Origin of the sequence: Winogradskyella pacifica, assembly GCF_003386275.1 — a bacterium.
Classification (GTDB): Bacteria; Bacteroidota; Bacteroidia; order Flavobacteriales; family Flavobacteriaceae; genus Winogradskyella; species Winogradskyella pacifica.
In genome coordinates, this window is the sequence record NZ_QREI01000011.1 from 85370 (window position 1) to 106600 (window position 21231).

The following is a 21231-nucleotide window of genomic DNA, read 5'->3' on the forward strand; positions in this document are numbered from 1 at the left end:
AACATTCTGAATAAATTAGCTTCATCACAAAAATCCAGATAAATTTCCCTGTTGGTTTCTAAATAAAAACAGATGAGATTACAGGTAAATTAAAACGCAACCAATTTGTAAAACTATGAATGTAAAATATTTATATATAGTATTATTATTTCTAATCTTTTTAACTTGTAAAAATGAAAAGCGAGAAGAAAGCAACATTGATCATAATCTTATAGAAGATACAAATCCAATAGTGAAGGATACTATAAAAATAAAGGACTTAGATATTGAATCCTTAAATAAATCTATTACTATTGAATTAAAGCAAAAACAATTCATTGAAAAAAAAGACGAAAGTGAAGAGCTAGAAGAATTGATTATTGATAAAAAATATCTCGTCGATAAAAAAGATTACACCATCAATTTTAAATACCCATTGCTCAACGAATCTTATAAACCCACGAACAGTAATTTCAATGAATTTATTAATGATTATTACATTAATATCACCCAAACAGAATCGGATATCTTAGAGAATAAATTATTATGCGATAGTATTACAGCAAAAACTTTTAGGGAAGAACGCTTTATAGATTACAAAATTTATAATGTAAATGACCAACTTGTAAGCGTATTGTTTTACAAAGAGAAATTTTATAACGGAGCAATGCATCCTAGCTTTTCTTTTGATTGTTTTAATTTTGATTTAAACAGAGGGACTTTTATGACTTATGAAGACTTTTTTAATCAAGGGTCAGAAGAAGAATTAGTAAGTATTATAAATGAAAGTATAAACAGTCAAATTGGTAAAGGAGACATGTATTACGACTGTTGGGAAGTTTCTTCGGATGATTTTTTTACGAGTAAAAATAACTTTGTACTCAATGATACATATATAGAATTTTATTTTGATGATTGTGTCATATGCCCATCCTATACTGGTACGTACTCCATAGAAATTCCTTTAACAGATTTGCTATCGGTTTTAAAAAAATACGAGTCTAATCCGTTAGTCTTTTAATTTATACGTTATAGAATTACGCTCTACTAAAAACGGTATTGGGAAGCCAAAACAATTATAGCTATTATAACATACAATCATTCTTTCGTTTTAACTTCTTTTTTCTCTTGTCGTTCTAATTTTCTAAAATAACCACGAGTTAAAAAGTTGTGTTTTAAGGCTTCCATATTTTGATTGAATTTATCAGTGCCTTCGTTTATATTTTTAAGCGTAGATTTTAAGCTATTAACCAACGAGGTATCCTTTACCATATAATTATAAGCTCCATTGCTAGAATTAAAATCACTTACAACGGCATTGGCATTATTTAACAGCGTCTCAATTTCTGCACTTGATATCTCAAGATTAGTTACAACTGTTTTCAATTTTCCAGCTGAAATAGAATCATTCAACAACATTCCTAAAATGGTATTATCTTCTGTTTTTACCGAAGAAACAATACTATTTAACTCTGCAATAGTATGAGAAGCACCACGACTTGCTATTTTTAAATTATGAATAGATTGTTTTAAATCTTGTGCCATAACGGTATCATTGATAAGCACACCTATGGTGCCTTTTCCTGTTGTAATTCTGTTTGTAATTTTCAACAAATCTGAAGTCAGTATAGCTGCATTTTCAGAGCTTGTGTTAAGAGTATTTAAAATATCATCCGTTCCAATTCTACTGTAAGATACTATAATGTCTTCATTTTCTATAATTTCTGACACTCCTTTTCCTGGAACGATATTCACAATCATATTCCCAACTAATCCGTCTGATCCAATAGTAGCAATCGCATTTTTTTTAATGTGCGAAAGAATCTTTTCCTCGATAGACATTTCTACTTTTATTGTAGAATCATTAATCATTAAAATATTTTTAACCGTCCCAATATCAATACCAGAATAGCGTACATTATTTCCTTTTTGAAGACCGTTGACATTCTGAAAATAAGAACTCAATGTAAAGGTCTTTTTAAACATATCTTGACGTTGCCCAATTAAATACACACCTGCTATAAAAAGGATGGTACCTATGAGGACAAAAGATCCCAATCGTAGTTTTTGTGAGTTTGTTTTTTTCATTGTATATAATTTGTGTCTTCCTTTAAATGAAAGGCATATTAATGTTTAAAAAAAGCTTTAATTTTTGGGTCTTCAGACGTTGATAAAGCTGTATATGTACCAACAGCATAATCAATACCATCAATAAGCAACAACATACGATCTGAAATAACGCGAGCACAATCTACATCATGCGTTATAATAAGTGACGAGGTGTTATATTTTTTCTGAACGTCTTGCATAAGAATGATAATTTCTTTTGCAGTAATAGGATCTAATCCACTAGTAGGTTCATCATAAAGAATGATTTTGGGTTGAAGAATTAAAGTTCTCGCTAAAGCCACACGACGTTTCATACCACCAGATAATTCCGAAGGCATTAAATCTATAGCGTGAGCTAAACCAACGTTGGTTAAAGCTTCCAAAACAAGTGCTTCGGTATTTGAATCTTTGGGCTTTTTTTTAGAATGACGTCTTAGAGGAAATTCTAAATTTTCACGAACAGTCATAGAATCATACAGCGCACTACCTTGAAACAAAAATCCAATATCAGCTCTTAAAATATCTAAAGCCTCTTGAGTTAACGTCGTAATATCTTTACCCATAACTGAAATTAAACCACTATCGGCTTGCATTAAACCCACCAAACATTTTATCATTACAGATTTCCCTGAACCAGACTTACCCATAATGACTAAGTTTTCACCTTTATAAAGTTTCATATTAAAGCCATTTAACACATGGTTATCTCCAAAGCTTTTGTGTAAGTCCATAATTTGAAGAACTATTTCTGGATTTGATATGTTTTTGTTGTCTTTCATAAATCGTAAAAAATATCTGTTACAAACACAGCAATAAAATCGATAATAAATAGCAATAAAGAACTAACCACTACGGCAGAATTAGCAGCTTTACCAACACCTTCGGTACCTTTAGTGCAATAATAACCTTTGTAACATCCCACAATTCCGATAGCCAAACCAAAAAAGAAAGATTTAATAGTCGCAGGAATGATGTCTCCAAATTCAATAGAATCAAAAACTTGATTAAAATAAAGTGTAAATGACACGTTGCCTTTAAGATTTTCAACTAAAAAAGAACCAAAAAGAGAAATGGCATCTCCAATGATTACTAATAAGGGTAACATTAATGTTACTGCCAATACACGTGTTATAACAAGGTATTTAAACGGGTTAGTCCCAGAAACTTCCATAGCGTCTATTTGTTCGGTAACGCGCATTGACCCCAATTCGGCACCTATGCCAGAGCCAATTCTGCCTGCACAAACCAAAGCAGTAATAATAGGTCCAATTTCTCTTACTATAGAAATACTAACCATGGATGGCATCCAGGACACAGCCCCAAATTCCATTAATGTAGGACGCGTCTGTAAATCCAATACTAAACCTATGATAAAACATGTTATACCAACCAATAATAAGGAGCGATTGCCCATATTATAGCACTGGCGGAACAACTCTTTCAACTCAAAAGGGTGCTTAAATACTTCCTTGAAAAAACGACTCGTAAAAAACGATAAGTCTCCTAGTTCAATTAAGAACACATGTAATCGATTTTTAATTTTAGAATTTCCAGACATGCTTTGTTTAAGAGTGTAACCAAATATATTAGAATGATGAGTTTTACAAAATGATATAAGTCATATTTAAAGACTGATATAAATCATTTTACATGAAACTTATTCCAACTAATTTTAGTAATACCAAAAAGCAATATGAGAACTACGGTTCATATATAAAACTTAAAATGTGGTGGTTGTGAAAACACGATTATTAAGAGACTTTCTGAGATTAACAATATCAGCGAAGTAAAAGTTGCGCAAGATGATGAAACGGTCTCGTTTGATTATCATACTAAGCACGATTTTTGAAAAAGCTAAACATGTGCTCTCTACTATTGGTCACCCAATTTGTTGGCGGAGATAATAACTTAAAAAACAAAAGCACAATCCTAAGTAAATTGTGCTATAGATAGAATTTAAAAATAAATATTATGGAAATACTACAAGATCATGAGCAAATAATATCAATGCCAAGGATTGGAGATAAAGCACCAGATTTTAAGGCGGTAACAACACAAGGCGATATTAATTTTCCTTCAGATTATAAAGGAGAATGGGTTATTTTATTTAGCCATCCGGCAGATTTTACACCTGTTTGTACAAGCGAGTTTATAACTTTTGCTCATCTAGAAGATAAGTTTGATAAGGCCAATTGTAAATTGGTAGGACTTTCAATAGATGGTTTATACAGCCATATTGCATGGTTGCGAACTATTAAGGAAAAAATTGAATTTAATGGAATGAAAAACATTGAAGTCAAATTTCCATTAATTGAAGACATTGCTATGAAAGTCGCCAAAAAATATGGCATGATTCAGCCTGACGAAAGTAAAACACAAGCGGTTAGAGCAGTGTTTTTTATAGATCCTAAAAGCATGATTAGGGCGATTATTTATTATCCGTTAAGTCTTGGTAGAAACTTCGATGAAATCTATCGCGCTTTAATTGCGATGCAAACTTCAGATGAATTTGAAGTGGCTACACCTGCTGATTGGAATCCTGGTGATGATGTTATTATTTCGCCAGCAGGCTCTTGTGGTATTGCAGAAGAACGAATGACATCTACAGATGAATTAAACTGTAAAGATTGGTTCTTTTGTACAAAACCATTAGGTAAGAAAGAAGTATTAGATAAGATTCTGAAGAAGCCTAAACTGCTTGTAAGGTGAAAAAAATCGTGGCGTTTTTCGTTATATCCATCACTATCATTTTATTGTTTACGCTTAAATTTTGCTGTCCAAAAGATGAGGTTTTTAATTTGTCTTTAAATTTGGCAAATACTGAAATTTTCTCTAAATCCATTTCAGTAAAAAAAGTAGTTGTACAGAAAGAGGTGTTAATTGAGAATTACTTTAACTATTTAGATTCTCTTGTTCATCGATATCAGCCTTTAACAACTTATGGTTTAAGCGAACACGTTTTAGTAAGAGCTAATCCTTGGATTATAGATACTCTTCAAAATACGGATTATTATAGAATGATGGCAAAGGATTCTTTTGTTTATAATCAAAAAAAGATGATAGCCTTACCGATGGGAAATACAATTATAATCCCAGATTCTAGTAAAGCTAAAAAAATATTGAATTCATTTGATAACACAAGGATAGATATCAATATCCCTGAATTTAAACTTCGCATTTATGAGGACTCAGTTCAACTTTTTGAATTTCCTATCCGAGTTGGTAGAGATGAGATGAAATATTTAGAAATGTCAGGAAGAATTCAGGATTTAAGAACAAAAACAGGAAAGGGGTTTATTATTAATCATGTGCGTAATCCCAGATATGTAAATCCGGTAAATAATCATCAATATTTTGTAACCAAACGAGATGATGGGAAAGTGACCAAATTGCCCCAAATTCCATTTATAGAGACAGAAATAAACGGGCTACGCTACGGACAGCTTATTCATCCGACTACTAATCCTAGAACTTTAGGGAAAGCTTATTCTAATGGCTGTATTGGTGTTAAGGAAGCCGATGCTTGGGTTATTTATTTTTATGCACCTATCAACACCAAGATAAATATTCGATACGATTTGAGTGTCGTTAATGAAATGGGCGATATTATTACCTTAAAGGATATCTATTAAATAAACTAATTTGTAACTCTTTTCAGCTTCATTCAATAATTGTTTAATTTCTTCAAGAGTATTATTTCTTATAAATGCTATTTCTTCAAACGTTATGTGTGGGTCTGTAAACAACTAATATATGTTACAGATTTTAGAAGGTAAATGGTGCAAGACCAAAGTTGCAAAGTCGATGCCACAACTGAAATTATGTATATCAGTTAAAAAAAAATACTGTTGATTCTTGAAATTCGCAAATATTGGGTAGCTGACGACAATAACCAGCTAACTATACCGTAATTGGAAAAAAGGGGATTGAAAGTCTACCTTCTGAATGATATTGAAATAATTGAAGTTCCGATTAAACCTACTATAGAAGCAATTATGAAAGAATACTAACGTTACGACTATTCTGAATGTGAGCTGAAAACTGAACGTTAAAATCAACGAAAGAGAAACCCGTAAGAGGCATATTGAGAATAACAAGTAATTTGAAGTTAGGTTTAAATGATTCGTCAAACCGATTATATCGAAAATAAAAAATCAATTTCGGTAGATGAAATGGTGCCTTTCTTATATTTAATTCGACAATTCGATGCAAGGGTATTAAAACCAAAATTGCCAATATTGAAAAGAAATATTCAGAAGAGATAAACAAGCGTGAAGCACGTTTGAAAGAGTGTATAGGAAATTTTGATAAGAAAATTCAGGAGTTAAACGATTAGCTTTTGCTGTTGGAAGTAAGGGGCAGATTTGTGCTGGTTCTTATTTTATTATAGAGTCCTTTATAAAAAAAAGATAAATAGAAAGTATTTAATCAATATCAGCACAAAGATAAACTCGTAAAATACCCTCTATAAAAGATCACGACATAAAGCTTATGTATCATCAAACACTTATTTATTCCGCTTCCTTTTATGCTGTAATTCTAGCTTTCGTATAGATACTGCTCAAATATTGTTTAATCAAAAAAAACTAAGTATCATGAAGCAAGTATCTGAAAAACCCAATATGTCAGTACCAGAAGTTGAAAGTCTTATCAATTATATAGTGAAAATTACGATGCCGATAGTGGAGAAAGTCATTTGGCTTAGTGAAGAGATAAGTATCCTGCGAATTATCAAGTATTATTAGATAACGTTTAATTTAAAATCTCACATCAGGGAAAATTTAAAAGTAGTTCAGTTCGATTTCGTCTTCGATTTTATGGATTACATTATAAGTCATATAACCGTTTTTAAATTGGAATGGAAAATACCATACCAAAAGACATATTCAGAAGAATACAATTATCACGAATAGCTAGCTCAATGACTGGAGATAGAATGGCATCACTTATTGAGACTTTAGCCTATATTATACTTAATTACCTTTGAAGGACCCATGTAAACAGAATGGGCAAACATTTACACATGGCATGACTAGTGTTTCAATATGCAATGTAGACTAAAAGAAAAGACCAATTAGAAATTATGATTGAAATAGCACAAGAAGAACTTTCGGATTATGAAATGGGTATGTTGAATAATCTTAGAAAATGGATTTATGAGAAACGACGAAAAGCTCTAAAAGTCATTTTTAAAAAGAATAAAGTTTCAAAAAACGATGGTATTTTGGATATTCAAGTAAAGTTGTTTTAAAATAATGTTTAGTTTACAGGAGAAGATTATATTATCAATCCATTCAGCACATTTCTCTACATGCCGCAAAAAGCTTCATTCCGATAAAAGAGCTTCATTAAAAAAGGTCTTGAACCTAATCCCCACTTTTGACGCTTCATTCCGTTAACCCTTTCCGCTCTGCAGGAAAGGAACACTCTATTCTCACGTAAAAAGCGTGAATCAAGTTCGCTAAATAGGATAAAAATGTATTTGCATTTTGTTCCACTTCCTATGATTTTATATTTCACAAAGACTTTAGAATTACTTCCGTAATCCAACACCGTCATCCCTTTTTTTGACAGCAAAATAACAACATTCAGCTTTGAACGACAGCATAACCAGGCTCACTTCTAATAGCTTCGCTAGCTATCTTCAAAAGAAAATGTATTTCCTTTCTCGATAATGCTCAGCGCAGGCTACCCTCGCACTTTTTATATGTCTAAACAAAGCTGAATATTGGAGCGCACTAAGCAACAAAAAGAAGGTGACAGCGTCGGCTCTATGGGAAGTAAATCTAAAATGAATCTTATGAAATCTTACAAAATAAATAAAAAGAAAGCGGAACAAAAGTTAAAAAAACAAAAAAAGGAAAACGCTCTGGATATAATAAGTAAATCAATAACAAAGCCTTTCTGAATCGTTCAGATTGGTAAATATTAATCTTTAAATTTTTTAATTATGAGTACTCTAAAAAACAAAGTACAGTTAATTGGTAACGTAGGAAACGTGCCAGAAATTACAAACCTTGAAAACGGTAAGAAAGTTGCAAAATTTTCAATCGCAACCAATGAATCTTACAAAGATTCTAAGGGAGAAAAAGTGACAGACACCCAATGGCACACTATTGTAGCATGGGGAAAGATTGCCGAAATCGTAGAGAAATACGTGGGCAAAGGAAAAGAGGTAGCATTAGAGGGGAAATTAACCTCCCGCTCTTATGAAACCGCAGTCGGAGAAAAGAGATACGTTACCGAAGTGGTCGTAGATGAAATATTGCTTTTAGGAATTAAAGGAGATAACGCTACTGAATAATTGAAAATTAAAAGAGAGCGTTCCTATCCAAAAGATGCGCTCTCTTTTTCATTATTAATCTTACTAAATAGAATTACAATGAAGACACAAGTTAACAAAATAAAAGCTGATTTACAACATTTTTGCGGTACCGAAATGTTCTTTAAAATTCCATTAATTGGGACGCGTTTTACTGACGGATTAAAATATTTGGCTAATGAAGCGGAATGTTTTTGGCTTATAACAGATGCATCCGTAATTGCAAAAAGTTTATCGAATAGAAGTGAATTTATTACCATTGATTTTAAACGACTTTCTGAAAAGGAACAGATTGAAAAGCAATGCGAAGCCATCATTAATTATAGTGATGGAAATGATAAAATTTTTGAAACGCACCGATATAATGTAACCGATTTTCCTTTGGATGAATTGCGATTATTTTTTGTAAATAATACGCTAATGCTTCCAAGTGAATATTAAAAATTGCACTATGGTATATCTCAATTATACGAACCTCGATAACGAAACTCAAGAACGATTGGTTTCGGTTTCCAAAAAAGATGTTGAGCATGAATTTGGAAATGATTTGAAACGCTATGCCAAAGAACATCATATTAAATATGATACACTTTTGGAAGAAGAAGCTCTAAGAAATTTGTATTCTTACGACTATGTTTTTAATATTTAAAATCTAAATTATTAACCCAAGAGGCTGTCTGAAAAGGCAGTCTTTTTTTGTTCCGATATTTTATATTCTGCAACAAAAAGAGCGGTTTACTAAAGATACTTTTAAACTTCAAAGAGAACACTCATAAAAAATCAAATTTCAATTCGTATTACGGTAAAAGCCATTACATTTTTGGGTGTAATGGTATTTTTTTTGTCCAGCGCGCTGGACGAAAAGGAATAGCAAGAGGGTAACACGCTAGCGCGATGTTTCAGTTTTCAGTTTTTCTAAAACCCTAGTGAACTCAGTAGTTTACAGCGATTGATTGTTTTGGTTTTTGAAGTTTTAGCATCGTTTTTCACGGAAAAAAGCTGTTAGCCCAATAAAAACAACAAATTTTTCAAGGAAATATGGATAAAGGATATGAAAAAGAACGGTTTGATAGTCTAAGTATTAAAACTTCAGTGGCTCAAAAATTTAATGAATTTTGTAAAAAAATGTCGCGCTCAAAATCAATGACACTTTTAATGATGCTCGACTTTTTTGAAACTAATGGGATGTCTCCAAACGAAACTTTAGGACCGAATATGAAAACTTTAGAAAGTCAAATCAAGAAACGAATCAATGCGGTAATCGCCATCATAAAAGACATTGAAAAGCACCATGATAAACCTACAACTGCCATGTTACAATCCTTGTTTATGGAATTTGAGTCAGCAGAAAAGAAAGGCATATTGGAAAAAGAACTCAAACAAAAGAACGTTCAGTTTGTAGAAAAAAAAGAGTCTAATAATCAATTATAAGAATATGTATATCACCATCACAGCTCAAAAATTAGGAGGCGATTATTCGCAAAGTTCTGTGGATTTTGTTGCATATCTGGAGAAAGAAAATCAAGGCTTGGAGCAAGACGATGTCGAGCATTTTTTTAATCAATATGGGGATGAAATAGAAGCTAAAGAAGTCGTGAAAGAAATTGATGGTAATACAGCAAAACTCAAAAAGAAAGAACCGAAATTTTATTCTATTACCATAAATCCGAGTCAGTCAGAGTTACGAAACTTACAAAATAATTCTGAAGATTTAAAAAGATATAGTAGAGCTCTAATGACTGATTATGCAAAGTCCTTCAATCGTGAAATTAATGGTAAACCGATAACTGTCGACAACATAAAATATTTTGCTAAAATTGAACACCAACGTAAATTTAAAGGCACAGATAAACAAGTAAGAGAGAACCAACCATTTGCTACAAAAATATTGCAGTTAAAACAGGATATTCGAAAAATTGAACAAGGTCAATTAGAAGGTGATACAAAACAGATGAAATCCGATATACTTAAATTGGAGGCTGATGCACCGCATCAACAGAATGGAAAACGAATTGTTCAAGGCATGAAAAAAGCGGGTAATCAAAGTCATATTCATATCATCGTGAGTCGAAAAGACACCTCAAACTCTGTGAGTTTGTCTCCAGGATCTAAATACAAAGCTTCGGAAGTTATGATGAACGGAAAATTAGTGAAACGAGGATTTGATAGAGATGCCTTTTTTACAAAAGCAGAAGGCACTTTTGATAAAACGTTTGGCTACAAACGGAACTATGTGGCATCCTATAAATCGAAAAAAGATTTTATTAAAAATCCGAAGCTCTACTTTACAAAACTATTAGGACTGCCAACAAGTGAAAAAGCAGTTGCTTTTAAAATGTTGTCGAAATCTGGTGTGCCTATGGCTAGTATTCCAACAAGTCAAGTACAATTAGCGCTCAAAACCATTAGGTATTTAAAACGTGGTGTGGAGGTGGCAATTAAATCAAGTTCCATTGGTATATGATATGGACATAAAGGGAATTATAGCTGTTATTGGAGTGATATTTGGAATGAGCTTGTTGTTTTATAGCCTTTTCAAAATAACTAAATATGCCTTTTTTATTAATCTTATTTGGACTGTAATTTGTTTAGGGCTACTTTTTAATATCAGCTACTACGAAAAGCAATGGTATATAGTGTTGCTTCTTATAGGCTGTATACTCTTGCTTATAAATACCGTTTTATATGTGTTTCTTCACAAGGAAAAATATAATTTTGATGCTAAGCACCAGGTTCATTTTAAAACTAAACGTGGTAATTTTAAAATTAATAATATCAAACGAGGCGCTTCAATAATCGGTTCTGCAGGAAGTGGGAAAACAGAGAGTGTCGTTTTTAATTTTCTACAGCATTTTAGCAACTATAAATTTTCGGGTGTAATTCACGATTATAAAAACTTTGAAATTACAGAAATGGCATTCCCTTTATTTGAAAAAAAACAAATTGATTTTAAAGTGATTTCATTCGATACTATTTACGATCGTGTAAATCCAATAGCACCGCGATATATGATTAATGAGGAAAGCGTAAACGAAGTCGCACGGGTACTAATTGAAAACCTATTAGAACAAAGAGAGTCGGGGAGTATAGGCACAACCAAATTCTTTAATGATGCCGCTGAAGGACTAATCGGTGGACTGATTTGGAAATTGCGTACCTCCTATCCCCATCTATGTACATTGCCCCACTTAATAGCAATGTATCAATTTTTAGATACCGATAGTTTAATCGCGTTTTTAAGTTCTAATACAACATCTAGAGCGATGGCGGATGCTTTTATTAGTGGTAAAGATTCTGATAGGCAAACCGCAGGAGTAAAGAGTACGTTGGCTAATGCGCTTAAAAAAATAAGTACACAGCGTATTTTTATGATCCTGTCTGCAGATGATGTTCCTCTTAATATTAATACGCAAGAGCAACCGCTTGTGATCTCAGTCGTCAATACTCCAAAATATGAGACTGCGTATTCGCCAATTATTGCCACTATAGTGCATACCATCACAAAGCAAATGAGCGTGCGAAATTCAAATCCTTCATTTTTACTTATGGAAGAAGCTCCTACAATTCGGTTACTAAATATGCACCGTATTCCTGCGACGTTACGAAGTTATGATATTGCCACGATTTACGTGATGCAAGACAAAATTCAAAACGATATGATGTATGGAGATAAGGCTAGTAAAGCCATTTTGAGTAATTTATCGTATCAGTTCTTTGGTAAGGTAAATGATCCGGACACCGCGAAATATTATGAACGCTTTTTTGAAATTGTAAAGAAAGAAACCACTAGTGTTAATCGTGGTCATAATCTCAATTTTGACACCCGAATTACAACAGGGGAACGTGAAGTCTCCAAAATTAGAGCTGATGTGTTTTTTAGACTAAAAGAAGGTGAATTTATTACGTTCGCTGATGGAAAGGATAGAAAAGTTCAATTTAAATTGCCTAAAATTGAAAAACGATTACCAAAAAGGTCACGGGATTATTCTGAGGCTGACTTACAAGCCAATTTTGATAGGATTTATGAAGAGGTACAATCAATTTTTAAGTGATTAGACGTAACGTGTGTTGATTATTGTCGCTTATTTGTAGCGATATGTCTATATTTGTTTTAAATAAGCGACAAAATGAATTCTAAGAAAACCATTCTTCTTCCTAAATATCAGAAGATTTTTGAACAGATAGGTGAGAATATAAAGCTGGCAAGAAAAAGAAGGAAGTTAACAACAGAGCAGGTTTCTGAACGTGCAGGTATTCACAGAGCAACACTTTATCGTATTGAAAAAGGAGACCCAGCTGTAGCAATAGGGCACTATTTTAACGTGTTCAGAATGCTGAATCTTGAAGATGATTTCAAAAAACTGGCGGTAGATGATGAGTTCGGCAGAAAATTACAAGACCTTGATTTATTATAAGCAAAATGGCTAAAGGAAAATTTGACATATACGTATTTGCAGACTGGGATGGTTTAGAAATTCCAACGCTCGTTGGTGTGCTTTCTGCGCATTTTGCGAAAGGTAAAAAGGCCTTTAGTTTTGAGTATGAAAAAGATTGGCTAAGGACCGATGCGCAGCGATTACTGGATCCAGATATCGTTTTTTATTCGGGTCCGCAATATCCTAATAACAAGGAGAATTTTGGGATTTTTTTGGATAGTATGCCAGACACTTGGGGGAAGACCTTAATGAAGCGTAGGGCGGCGCAAGAGGCTAGGGCAAAGAATGAAAAAGCAAGTGCCCTCTATGAAATTGATTATCTTCTTGGAGTTTACGATGAGAGTCGAATGGGAGCTCTGCGCTTTAAAACGGAAATGGATGGTCCTTTTTTAGATAATGACAACCAAAATCCAACACCTCCTTGGTCTTCACTTGGTGAACTTCAAGAGGCTGTAAATCAATTAGAAAGTGATGATTATAGTGATGCCATAAGAAAATGGATCGCCGTTTTAATAGCGCCTGGATCTTCTCTAGGTGGAGCAAGACCAAAGGCGAATATTCTGGACGCAAAGAAGAATCTTTGGATTGCAAAATTTCCATCAAAGACCGATACCGTTGATAAAGCTGCTTGGGAGTTTTTAGCATATCAATTAGCGACTGCTGCAGGAATTCAAATGGCAGATTCCAAAATAGAAAAGATTAGTGGTCAATACCACACCTTTCTAACGAGACGTTTTGATAGAAACAATAGAAAACGTATTCACTTCGCGTCTGCAATGACGATGACAGGAAACACAGAAGATATTCTCAAAGATTCTGCACCAAGTTATCTTGAAATTGTTGAGTTTATTGAGAATTATGGTGCCGATGTAGACGCTAATTTACATCAACTTTGGCGTCGAATCGTATTCAATATCGCGATTTCTAATACGGATGATCATATGCGTAATCATGGATTTCTATTAACGGCTAAAGGTTGGATTTTATCACCAGCGTACGATTTAAATCCTTCAATAGAAAAAGAAGGTTTGTCTTTGAATATCGATATGGACGATAATGCTCTAAGCTTTGACCTTGCTAAAAGTGTTGGCGCGTATTTTAGGTTAAATGATACAGAAATGAATGCCATACTTACTGACGTATTAACAGTAGTTAAAGATTGGAAGGCAGTGGCAAAGGACATCGGAATTAAAAACTCGGAGATAACGCTAATGTCTGCGGCTTTTAGTAAATAAGTGAATCCAAATAGGAAGTGCAAATATTTACTCTATGTTTAAAAATTGTAACTCTTCTGTTTTTTTGATATAAAAAAGGTCAAAAATCCTCCAATAGGAGCATAGCGGTGTCTTTCAATATCGTATTAATTGGGGTTATTGATATATTTATGGGATACTTTAAGTTCTATATTGCGTTCACCATCTTTCTCGTTCAATTCTAAAATAACCCTTCGATCCTTCGACAGTGAAAATTTATGCATAACATATACAAATCTTACCGTGTCATTGGCGGCAACTTTAGAAGGCAGATGATGTTTAAAAATAGGCTCTTGATACAAACGTTGCAAAGATTTCTTTTTACCTTTTTGTCGCGTTTCAATGGAAAGTTTTAAGAAGTTTAAATCATAATCCAAAGTAGAATTATTTCGAATTTGAATGACAAAGTAAAGCGCTTCTTTATCAAAAACTATATTTTCAAGACTCATAATCAAACGACTATGTCGTTTTGTGAAATAACCAAAGTGTTGTTTTAAATCTAGTAAATATGAACAGAATTTTTGATAATAATAAGTGTCTTGTTCAATACTTTTTTCAGAAGTTTCAGTCTGAATTGAATCTTTAACTTTTGGTTTTTCATTCCCAATACTAGAGGCTAGTGGAATAAAATAATTAAGCTTAGAAAGCTGTGCTTTATATTTTACAATATAGGAAAATATGGAACCGTTGTTGTTAATGACTAATAGGTTGCTTTCTTTTCCTTGTTTGGCTTGTAATAAACCGAAGTACTGTTCTTTTTCACGATTGTAGGTAAATACAAAGTTTTCGGAACCTGTGATGCCTTGGCGTATAGGTTCTGGGAAAAAGAGAGCCACATTTTTGGTGTCGTTGGCGTAAATAGTGTCAAGTGTTGCTGATGTTTGGGCTTCCATAAAAGTGGAAGTGATAATAAGTGTTAGAATGCTCATATACGTTTTCATAAGAGTGTGTTTTTAAATGCTCATTATGAGCTCATAATTTTGGTTTTAAAATAAGTTTATAATTGTTCAGTACGGTAACCTTCACATTTCGATTACTACGTTTCAATACTTTTGTAATGCCACCGACTTGTGGAACTGTTGGAATATTTATATCTCCTATAACATCGTCCAGAACTTCACTGGTAGCTTCGGCTCTGAAGTTGTTTTCCACATAAATGCCTTCACTGCCATCTTGTAAATCGAAAGCTTTGAGTTTTGTGGGGTGATGGTTGATATTTTCAATCTCAATTAATGCACGATTAGGTTGAAAGCTTATAAAGCCAAATAAAAGTGTGTTCTTGGGCATTTGTTTTCCATTGACCACTGCAGCTTTGGTAAGTCGCATTCGCAATCGCGTATTTGCTTTTACAATTTGGTCTCCATCAACAACGGCGTAAATTGTTGTATCCGTATGACCGATGATTGAAAATGTATTGGGTTTTGGTGCAGCCGCAAAAAATAGTTGATGTTCCAGTCCCAATTCTTTAGCTTGTATTTTTAACTCTCTGATTATTTCTGAAGAATCAATAGCTAAAGGGGGCTTTGTTTTTAGGTTATGTCGTCCAAAGTTTTTATATGTTAATTCTGAATATTGAATTTTTCCTGCGGCGTAAATACTGTCTACAATGCGTTTTTTATGACGTTCTGGTAGTTCTGGATCGTAATACCCCATGGAGTCCATTAATTTTTCATCATAGATACTAGGAGCGTTGGTTTCGCGTACTTCTTTTAAATCATTAAGCGCATCTAATTTAGAGTCATATGTTTTCTGGTTGTCTTCTAAATCAGGAATCAACGTCTGTTCAAGGCTGTCTTTTTCATTATCGTCATCTCCCATGAGCATTAGGCTATAAGAAATAAGGAATATGAACACAATTGCTAATACTGCTATAAATACTATTTTGTTCTTTTCTACTTTCATTTGCGGATATTTTTAGTGACTCAATTTTTAGTGTTTAGCTTTTTTAAGGTGTTTTCAAAATAATTGGTAATCAGAAGACCATGTGGATTGTTTGGGAAGTTCCGGTCAACGCTAATTAAGTTACCTGTGGAAACCAATTCATAGGTATCGACAATAGAGCCTCGATTAATTTCAAAAATGGTGGTTGTAGTAAACGTATATGAGCCATTGTGTTCTTTTAATTCTGAAGTAATTTGTAGTACTTTCTGAACTAAGGAATATTGTAATAATCGGTTATAAACACCGTCTGCTTTTTTTTGACGATACAAATTATCTACAGAACTGTTGCCTAGCCAAAGCGCCTTTTCTAGATTTTTTTCATAGTTGCTGGCATCAATATTATAGAAGTAGTTGTGAAACAGGTCTAAATGTGCCAAAGCTTCCACTTTAAAATTTTCCTTTTGGTAAATGAGTTTCAGCGGAATAATGCTACCATCTGTGTTGATGGCAAAAGCACTATTCAAGGCATTTTTATAGGTCCTAAAGGCCACCCAAACGGAAAAAGTACTCGATAGCAAGGCACAAATAACGACGACTAAAACAATAAATCGATTGAGCTTTAATACGCTATAGATGTTTTTGTATGGTGTTTTCATGTTGAGTTGGATTAGCTGGTAAATAGTCTTAGCGTAAATGATGTGGCTCGCTTATAGAGTTTAAATTTTAAGAAAACTATAAAGCCAACGGTGCCTAGTTGTACAACGGGGGCAAAAAAGCCTTGACCAAAATCGGTCCCAAATAAGTTGGTCCAAAAATTGGTGTTTAATTCCGTATAGATCGCATTGATAAATACATTGACTAAGAAGAAAGCGGGAACTAACATATAGACGGCTGCATAGAGTTTAAAAAAGGTATAGGCAAGTGAACGGAACTTTTCAAATACGGCGAGACTTATAACCAAAGGGAAAAAGGCTTGCATAATTCCTAATAGAAAGAAGCGTTCTGCTAAAAACAGGGGATAGATAAATAGATCCAGAATCCACAGCATGGTGCTTAGTATAAAGGCTAAGAGCTTGAATCCATAGAGTGGTGTAAGTAAAACTTCATAAAGAAGCGTCATTGCCATACTTGCAGCATCTAATAATCCTACATCTTCTTCAAGTGGTAAATCTTGTAGTTGTAATGGTAATAACGCAGGTGCAGTCCCTCTATATTGCCCTTCAATAGCTACTAATATGCCATCAAAAAAACCTAACACCTGCGTTGAGAAAATAACCAAGAGCACAACAGCAAAATTCTTTGCGAGCTCACCAGGACTTAATCCCCAAGAATACCCATCTTTATCAGCAACACCTTCATTGTATTTTTTTAGAATATTGATTAAGAAAAACAAAACCGCTAGCGTTTTCATTCCTGCAATAGTGTATTGCGAGAAGCTGCTGTTTTGTATGGTTTGAAAAATCGTATCGATATACTCAAGTCCAATTCCTAAAATAATCGCTGCGGTCATTTCTAAAAGTTTGTTTCGCGATTATTAACTTTGTCTTGCATTTTTCTAAAGGAAATAATAGCGCTGTATCGCTTCGTTTTTATCGTGATGTTCACAACCATTTCTTTAGATTCTTGTTCCTTCTTTCTGAGAACTTCAGCACGTTCTGCATCCGTCATTTTTAGATGGTCACTCGATAGGACTTCGTCAATAAAATCTACAGTATCTAAAGCATTTTGAACTATAGCATCAAAGGATTCTGCAATTCGAGTTACTTCTTCAGGTTGTATATAAGGCGAGTTCAAAATGTCCTGCAAATCGGTTTGCATCACTTGAATTAGACGCTGATTGTTTTGAGCAATTTCCTCAACCGCTCGGAGTTGTTGTACGACACTAGATACTTTTTCTATCGCTTCTTTGGCGTCTTTCAAAAATTGTACAGACTTAATCATCTGCGCAGTTTGTTTGCCCGATTCTACCAATTGCTTTACAAGACTGACAAAATTGGTGTTGTCATAGGTGGGCATGCCTTGGGCAGTAGCCCTGCCAGGGCATAAAAAAGTAATACTAAAGATGACCCCAAAAACTAATGTTTTGATTTTTGTTTTACCTAGAGCAAGTCTATGGCTTAAGTGTTCGATAATTTTGTTTGATAATTTCATAATATTATAGCTTTGATGTGAATTCTTTAATAGCCATTTCCATATTTTGGCACTTATCATAAATGGCCATTATAGCTTCATTTTCTTGTCCATCTGTTAAGTAAGCGGCATAGACTTCCTTTGGGACCTCGAGCCTGAAAATGTTGCTTTCTTTTCCGATTTTGATGAACATTTCAGTGTACTTCCGTGAACCAGAAAGATTGTTTTTAATAGATTTTAATTGGTTTAAATCATGACTTGATAGATTGAGTCTTTTTACAAGTTCTTCATAACCTTTTTCATTATTCAGACTATAGATAACTTGGGTGTTTTCTAAAATACTTGCTGAGGTTGCATTGTCTGGAAGTTGATTAATGGATTGTAATATGATCCCAATAGCTCCATTTTGTTTTCGTATCGCTTGATAGTAAAATTCAACACTTTCTAGTACGTTGTCAAACTTTAGTTGTTTCGCAAACTCATCGAATAAAATGATGCCTTTTTCGGCTCTGTTTTTCCATATAGTTCTTTGGATCGCCGATTTAATTAATTTCAACATTACCGACAAAATTTCCTTATTGTCTTTCACTTCATCTAGTTCAAAAACAATTAAGCGTTTGTCCTCGATTTTATAAGTCTGGTCTTCACTTACTTCAAATAGAAAACTATATAGACCATCTCCAACGTACTCAGACATAACGTGCAAAAAGCTGGTCACATTAAAGTAGTCGGGATGGATTTTTAAGCGACTCAGAAGATCCTTTTGGTGCTTTTCTATATAATTATAGAAGCCTTCGAGCGAATGCTGTTTAGACGTATGACGGTAATAATGACGCAATATTTTCTTAACCGAAACCGATTGTGCCTTGGTAACTTTTAAATCTGAAGCAAACAGTTCAAATAGAAATACGGATAAATCCTCTAAGCGTTCTGGAGTCAGGTCTTTGACATCGCTGATATAAAAAGGATTGATCCCTAAGTTTTGTCCGCTTTCATAACGCAATACAGTATACTTTTCAGGATAGAGTTTGGCAAATTTGGTATAAGAACCCCCCAAATCAATGATGACTAATCGTACACCACTTTCAAAATATTGCCGTAAGATATTATTAGCTAAAAACGATTTGCCTTCACCTGTGGGAGCGAAAATGGCGAAATTCCGAGCTTTGATACGCTTCTTTTTTTCATCCCAAACATCTTTTAATACCGGAATGTTATGCGCTCTATCGTTAAAGATGATGCCGGCTTTATCGGATTTGTAATTGGTGTTATTAATGAACAGACAAAGCGCGTGTTTCAAATCGGTTACGTACAAATCGTTGTTTGAGAAATTGGATGAAAAGCAACAGTAACTATTCAGGATATAATTTTTGCGTTCTTCACCTCTTGGATAATAAGGAATGATATCCAATTCCTTAAATTCAGTCTTAATTTGTGAGGTGATCTTATCTAACGTTTTAGCGTCTTTTGACCAATAGATAATATTGAGATGACCACGAATGATTCGTGAATTATCATCGGCATTAATTTGATCTAGAATGTGTTTAATTTTTCCTAGAACGACTTTGTTTTGTGAACCAAAATTGGAACTCTTATTAAGTTCCTCGATTTTCTTATCCAATAGCTTACGCCACTTTTGCTTGTCGTCCAGATAAAGAATCTGGTTAACAATGTGATTCTCGTTAAGTGTAAGCCCTATACCATCAATAAATCCTTGATGAAATACAAAATCGTCCGAAGTAAATTTCTCATTGGTTTTGCTACTTTGTACATGGTCTCCAAAGCATAATTCACTGTTGACGGCAAGCGCATCAAAATGGTTTTCGCCTATGGTGACGTTTTTCTTTTCCAATAAAATGTCTGTGTCGAATCCCTCGTTGAAACCATTGAAATATTGACGTGTTAATTGCTGAATAGCTTCTGGTGGTAGTGGAAGAAATTCCATTTTGCGACTGTTGTTGATAAAGGAAACGGAATCGTTTACAGCGTTGGCGAAGCTTTTAATATTTTCATCTAGTTCTTGTGCAATGCCTTTTGAAATTGTTTTGAAAGGGTTGACATATTTAGGATGGTTTAGAGCCTTGTTCTTGGTTAAGATGAAGAACAAATAGCAGTGGTGTGTTATATGCTCACGACCTTTAAAATGCGCGTGTGTGGCTTTTTCGAGAAAGGTGGTGTTTGGAAGCGGTTCTGAGTGATATGTTTTTTTAAGATAAATGTCTTGTTTATGGACCACGGTGCCAATAGGTAAGGATTTGAATGCCTGAAACCATGCACCATGTATATCTTCAAAATCCTTTTCAGATAAGGAATAGATTTCTGGCAGATGCCCCTCATAGCACAACACTACATTACCATTGTTGGCAAATACCATATGGTCTTTAATAGCGACAATGGGTTGATATTTTGAAAGGTTAATCGTGTTCATAATTTAAAACAGAAATTCTTTTGTTACTTATAAGTTTTGGAAAGGCTTTTGTCATCTGGAAAAGCTGTGGATGGTTTGTGATCCGTGTTAAAGCCACATATAAGCTGGCATTAAAAAACATCAGACCAATTATAACCCCAAAGCTGAATGAGAAAATGATGATTAATAATGACGCAAGAATAGCCACCATCATTAAGGCAAATAGAGCAATGGGCAATCCAAAAATGGCTGCCCGTTTTCTTATGTTCTTATAGACCTCAAACCGTTTCATTATACAACGATGCCTATGAGGTAAGTAAAGATGCCTACCACTGCACCTGCAATCAAGACAAATACGAGAACTCGGGTAATCCCTTTTTTAAGATCTGCGTTTTCTCCAAAGAAATGACCAGCGTTAAAGAGGAATCCAATTAAAAAAATGACTCCCAAAATGATGGGAAATATGGTTCTTATGGTATCTGAAACATCATTAACGGAGTCTTCAATACCTCCAATTTGAGCAAAGCTTGTGGCTGTTGTCAGTAAAAATGTGAATAGCGTAAACATTAATTTTTTCATAAGTGCTAGATTTAGCCATTTATCGATGGGATCTAAATGGCAGGTTTTGATTAATACGTTATGAAATCTATTACGAAATGAAGCTGACGGAAGAAAATCTCTAAATTTTAACGCTAAGTGGTGTTAAACTTTTGA

The 21231-nt window shown here is 33.8% G+C and carries 24 protein-coding genes; 13 read left to right on the forward strand and 11 right to left on the reverse strand.

Translation table 11 applies throughout. The features are described 5' to 3' along the window. The first annotated feature begins 115 nt into the window (after nucleotides 1-115). The gene (locus DFQ09_RS17815) at nucleotides 116-1000 is read left to right on the forward strand and encodes an RsiV family protein (protein ID WP_115812821.1); all 885 of its coding nucleotides are present in this window, start codon (nucleotides 116-118) and stop codon (nucleotides 998-1000) included. 77 nt (nucleotides 1001-1077) lie between these two features. On the opposite strand, the gene DFQ09_RS17820 is transcribed toward DFQ09_RS17815, so the two are convergent. The 3 genes from DFQ09_RS17820 to DFQ09_RS17830 are packed head-to-tail and all read right to left on the reverse strand — an operon-like array spanning nucleotide 1078 to nucleotide 3646. Continuing rightward, nucleotides 1078-2067, reverse strand: coding sequence for an MlaD family protein (locus tag DFQ09_RS17820; protein ID WP_115812823.1), 990 nt, complete (start codon nucleotides 2065-2067; stop codon nucleotides 1078-1080). A 38-nt stretch (nucleotides 2068-2105) separates the two neighbouring features. Next, entirely contained in the window at nucleotides 2106-2867 is a 762-nt protein-coding gene (locus DFQ09_RS17825; protein ID WP_115812825.1) for an ABC transporter ATP-binding protein, read from the reverse strand. Further along, nucleotides 2864-3646: an MlaE family ABC transporter permease gene (locus DFQ09_RS17830; RefSeq protein WP_115812827.1), complete on the reverse strand. Its 783-nt coding sequence runs from the start codon at nucleotides 3644-3646 to the stop codon at nucleotides 2864-2866. Before DFQ09_RS17830 ends, DFQ09_RS17825 begins: the two co-directional genes overlap by 4 nt. Nucleotides 3647-3856: 210 nt before the next feature. Between DFQ09_RS17830 and DFQ09_RS19205 the strand changes: the two genes are divergently transcribed. The 12 genes from DFQ09_RS19205 to DFQ09_RS17895 all read left to right on the forward strand — a co-directional run bounded on the left by DFQ09_RS19205 (nucleotide 3857) and on the right by DFQ09_RS17895 (nucleotide 14081). Next, nucleotides 3857-3937, forward strand: a complete 81-nt coding sequence (locus DFQ09_RS19205) for a hypothetical protein (protein WP_394347287.1) — start codon at nucleotides 3857-3859, stop codon at nucleotides 3935-3937. Between the two features lie 122 nt (nucleotides 3938-4059). Next, nucleotides 4060-4797, forward strand: a complete 738-nt coding sequence (locus tag DFQ09_RS17840) for a peroxiredoxin (RefSeq protein ID WP_115812829.1) — start codon at nucleotides 4060-4062, stop codon at nucleotides 4795-4797. Continuing rightward, nucleotides 4794-5720 (forward strand): L,D-transpeptidase, encoded by a 927-nt coding sequence (locus DFQ09_RS17845; protein ID WP_115812831.1) that lies wholly within the window; start codon nucleotides 4794-4796, stop codon nucleotides 5718-5720. Before DFQ09_RS17840 ends, DFQ09_RS17845 begins: the two co-directional genes overlap by 4 nt. Before the next feature lie 1451 nt (nucleotides 5721-7171). Then, complete coding sequence (locus tag DFQ09_RS19010; protein ID WP_175455637.1) at nucleotides 7172-7339, forward strand: hypothetical protein; 168 nt, start codon at nucleotides 7172-7174, stop codon at nucleotides 7337-7339. Nucleotides 7340-8038: 699 nt separating this feature from the next. Then, nucleotides 8039-8392 carry a single-stranded DNA-binding protein gene (locus tag DFQ09_RS17860; RefSeq protein WP_092470009.1) on the forward strand — a complete coding sequence of 118 codons (354 nt, stop codon included), beginning with the start codon at nucleotides 8039-8041 and terminating at the stop codon, nucleotides 8390-8392. 78 nt (nucleotides 8393-8470) lie between these two features. Beyond that, the gene (locus DFQ09_RS17865) at nucleotides 8471-8851 is read left to right on the forward strand and encodes a DUF6876 family protein (protein ID WP_115812929.1); all 381 of its coding nucleotides are present in this window, start codon (nucleotides 8471-8473) and stop codon (nucleotides 8849-8851) included. 10 nt (nucleotides 8852-8861) lie between these two features. Continuing rightward, a complete protein-coding gene (locus tag DFQ09_RS17870) occupies nucleotides 8862-9059 on the forward strand; it encodes a hypothetical protein (RefSeq protein WP_020897019.1) in 198 nt (65 codons plus the stop codon). A 389-nt stretch (nucleotides 9060-9448) separates the two neighbouring features. Then, nucleotides 9449-9841: a BfmA/BtgA family mobilization protein gene (locus tag DFQ09_RS17875; protein ID WP_115812837.1), complete on the forward strand. Its 393-nt coding sequence runs from the start codon at nucleotides 9449-9451 to the stop codon at nucleotides 9839-9841. A gap of 4 nt (nucleotides 9842-9845) precedes the next feature. Continuing rightward, on the forward strand, nucleotides 9846-10874 hold the full coding sequence (gene mobB, locus DFQ09_RS17880; RefSeq protein ID WP_115812839.1) for a MobB family relaxase: 1029 nt from the start codon (nucleotides 9846-9848) through the stop codon (nucleotides 10872-10874). Between the two features lies 1 nt (nucleotide 10875). After that, on the forward strand, nucleotides 10876-12462 hold the full coding sequence (locus DFQ09_RS17885) for a type IV secretory system conjugative DNA transfer family protein (protein ID WP_115812932.1): 1587 nt from the start codon (nucleotides 10876-10878) through the stop codon (nucleotides 12460-12462). A gap of 75 nt (nucleotides 12463-12537) precedes the next feature. Then, nucleotides 12538-12825 carry a helix-turn-helix domain-containing protein gene (locus DFQ09_RS17890; protein ID WP_115812841.1) on the forward strand — a complete coding sequence of 96 codons (288 nt, stop codon included), beginning with the start codon at nucleotides 12538-12540 and terminating at the stop codon, nucleotides 12823-12825. A gap of 5 nt (nucleotides 12826-12830) precedes the next feature. After that, on the forward strand, nucleotides 12831-14081 hold the full coding sequence (locus DFQ09_RS17895) for a type II toxin-antitoxin system HipA family toxin (RefSeq protein ID WP_115812843.1): 1251 nt from the start codon (nucleotides 12831-12833) through the stop codon (nucleotides 14079-14081). A gap of 125 nt (nucleotides 14082-14206) precedes the next feature. Here DFQ09_RS17895 and DFQ09_RS17900 read toward each other — a convergent pair whose 3' ends face one another. From DFQ09_RS17900 to DFQ09_RS17935, 8 genes are read right to left on the reverse strand one after another with little or no spacing between them, the layout of a single operon-like run. Then, on the reverse strand, nucleotides 14207-15040 hold the full coding sequence (locus tag DFQ09_RS17900; RefSeq protein ID WP_115812845.1) for a DUF4138 domain-containing protein: 834 nt from the start codon (nucleotides 15038-15040) through the stop codon (nucleotides 14207-14209). Between the two features lie 31 nt (nucleotides 15041-15071). Next, complete coding sequence (gene traM / locus DFQ09_RS17905; protein WP_115812847.1) at nucleotides 15072-16001, reverse strand: conjugative transposon protein TraM; 930 nt, start codon at nucleotides 15999-16001, stop codon at nucleotides 15072-15074. A gap of 20 nt (nucleotides 16002-16021) precedes the next feature. Continuing rightward, nucleotides 16022-16636 carry a conjugal transfer protein TraK gene (locus tag DFQ09_RS17910; RefSeq protein ID WP_115812849.1) on the reverse strand — a complete coding sequence of 205 codons (615 nt, stop codon included), beginning with the start codon at nucleotides 16634-16636 and terminating at the stop codon, nucleotides 16022-16024. 11 nt (nucleotides 16637-16647) lie between these two features. Continuing rightward, nucleotides 16648-17490, reverse strand: coding sequence for a hypothetical protein (locus DFQ09_RS17915; protein WP_115812851.1), 843 nt, complete (start codon nucleotides 17488-17490; stop codon nucleotides 16648-16650). A 2-nt stretch (nucleotides 17491-17492) separates the two neighbouring features. Then, entirely contained in the window at nucleotides 17493-18131 is a 639-nt protein-coding gene (locus DFQ09_RS17920) for a conjugal transfer protein (protein WP_115812934.1), read from the reverse strand. A gap of 4 nt (nucleotides 18132-18135) precedes the next feature. Continuing rightward, nucleotides 18136-20538 carry a TraG family conjugative transposon ATPase gene (locus DFQ09_RS17925; RefSeq protein ID WP_115812853.1) on the reverse strand — a complete coding sequence of 801 codons (2403 nt, stop codon included), beginning with the start codon at nucleotides 20536-20538 and terminating at the stop codon, nucleotides 18136-18138. Continuing rightward, on the reverse strand, nucleotides 20525-20809 hold the full coding sequence (locus DFQ09_RS17930; protein ID WP_115812855.1) for a hypothetical protein: 285 nt from the start codon (nucleotides 20807-20809) through the stop codon (nucleotides 20525-20527). Before DFQ09_RS17930 ends, DFQ09_RS17925 begins: the two co-directional genes overlap by 14 nt. After that, nucleotides 20809-21096, reverse strand: a complete 288-nt coding sequence (locus DFQ09_RS17935; RefSeq protein ID WP_115812857.1) for a hypothetical protein — start codon at nucleotides 21094-21096, stop codon at nucleotides 20809-20811. Before DFQ09_RS17935 ends, DFQ09_RS17930 begins: the two co-directional genes overlap by 1 nt. Nucleotides 21097-21231 lie beyond the last annotated feature (135 nt).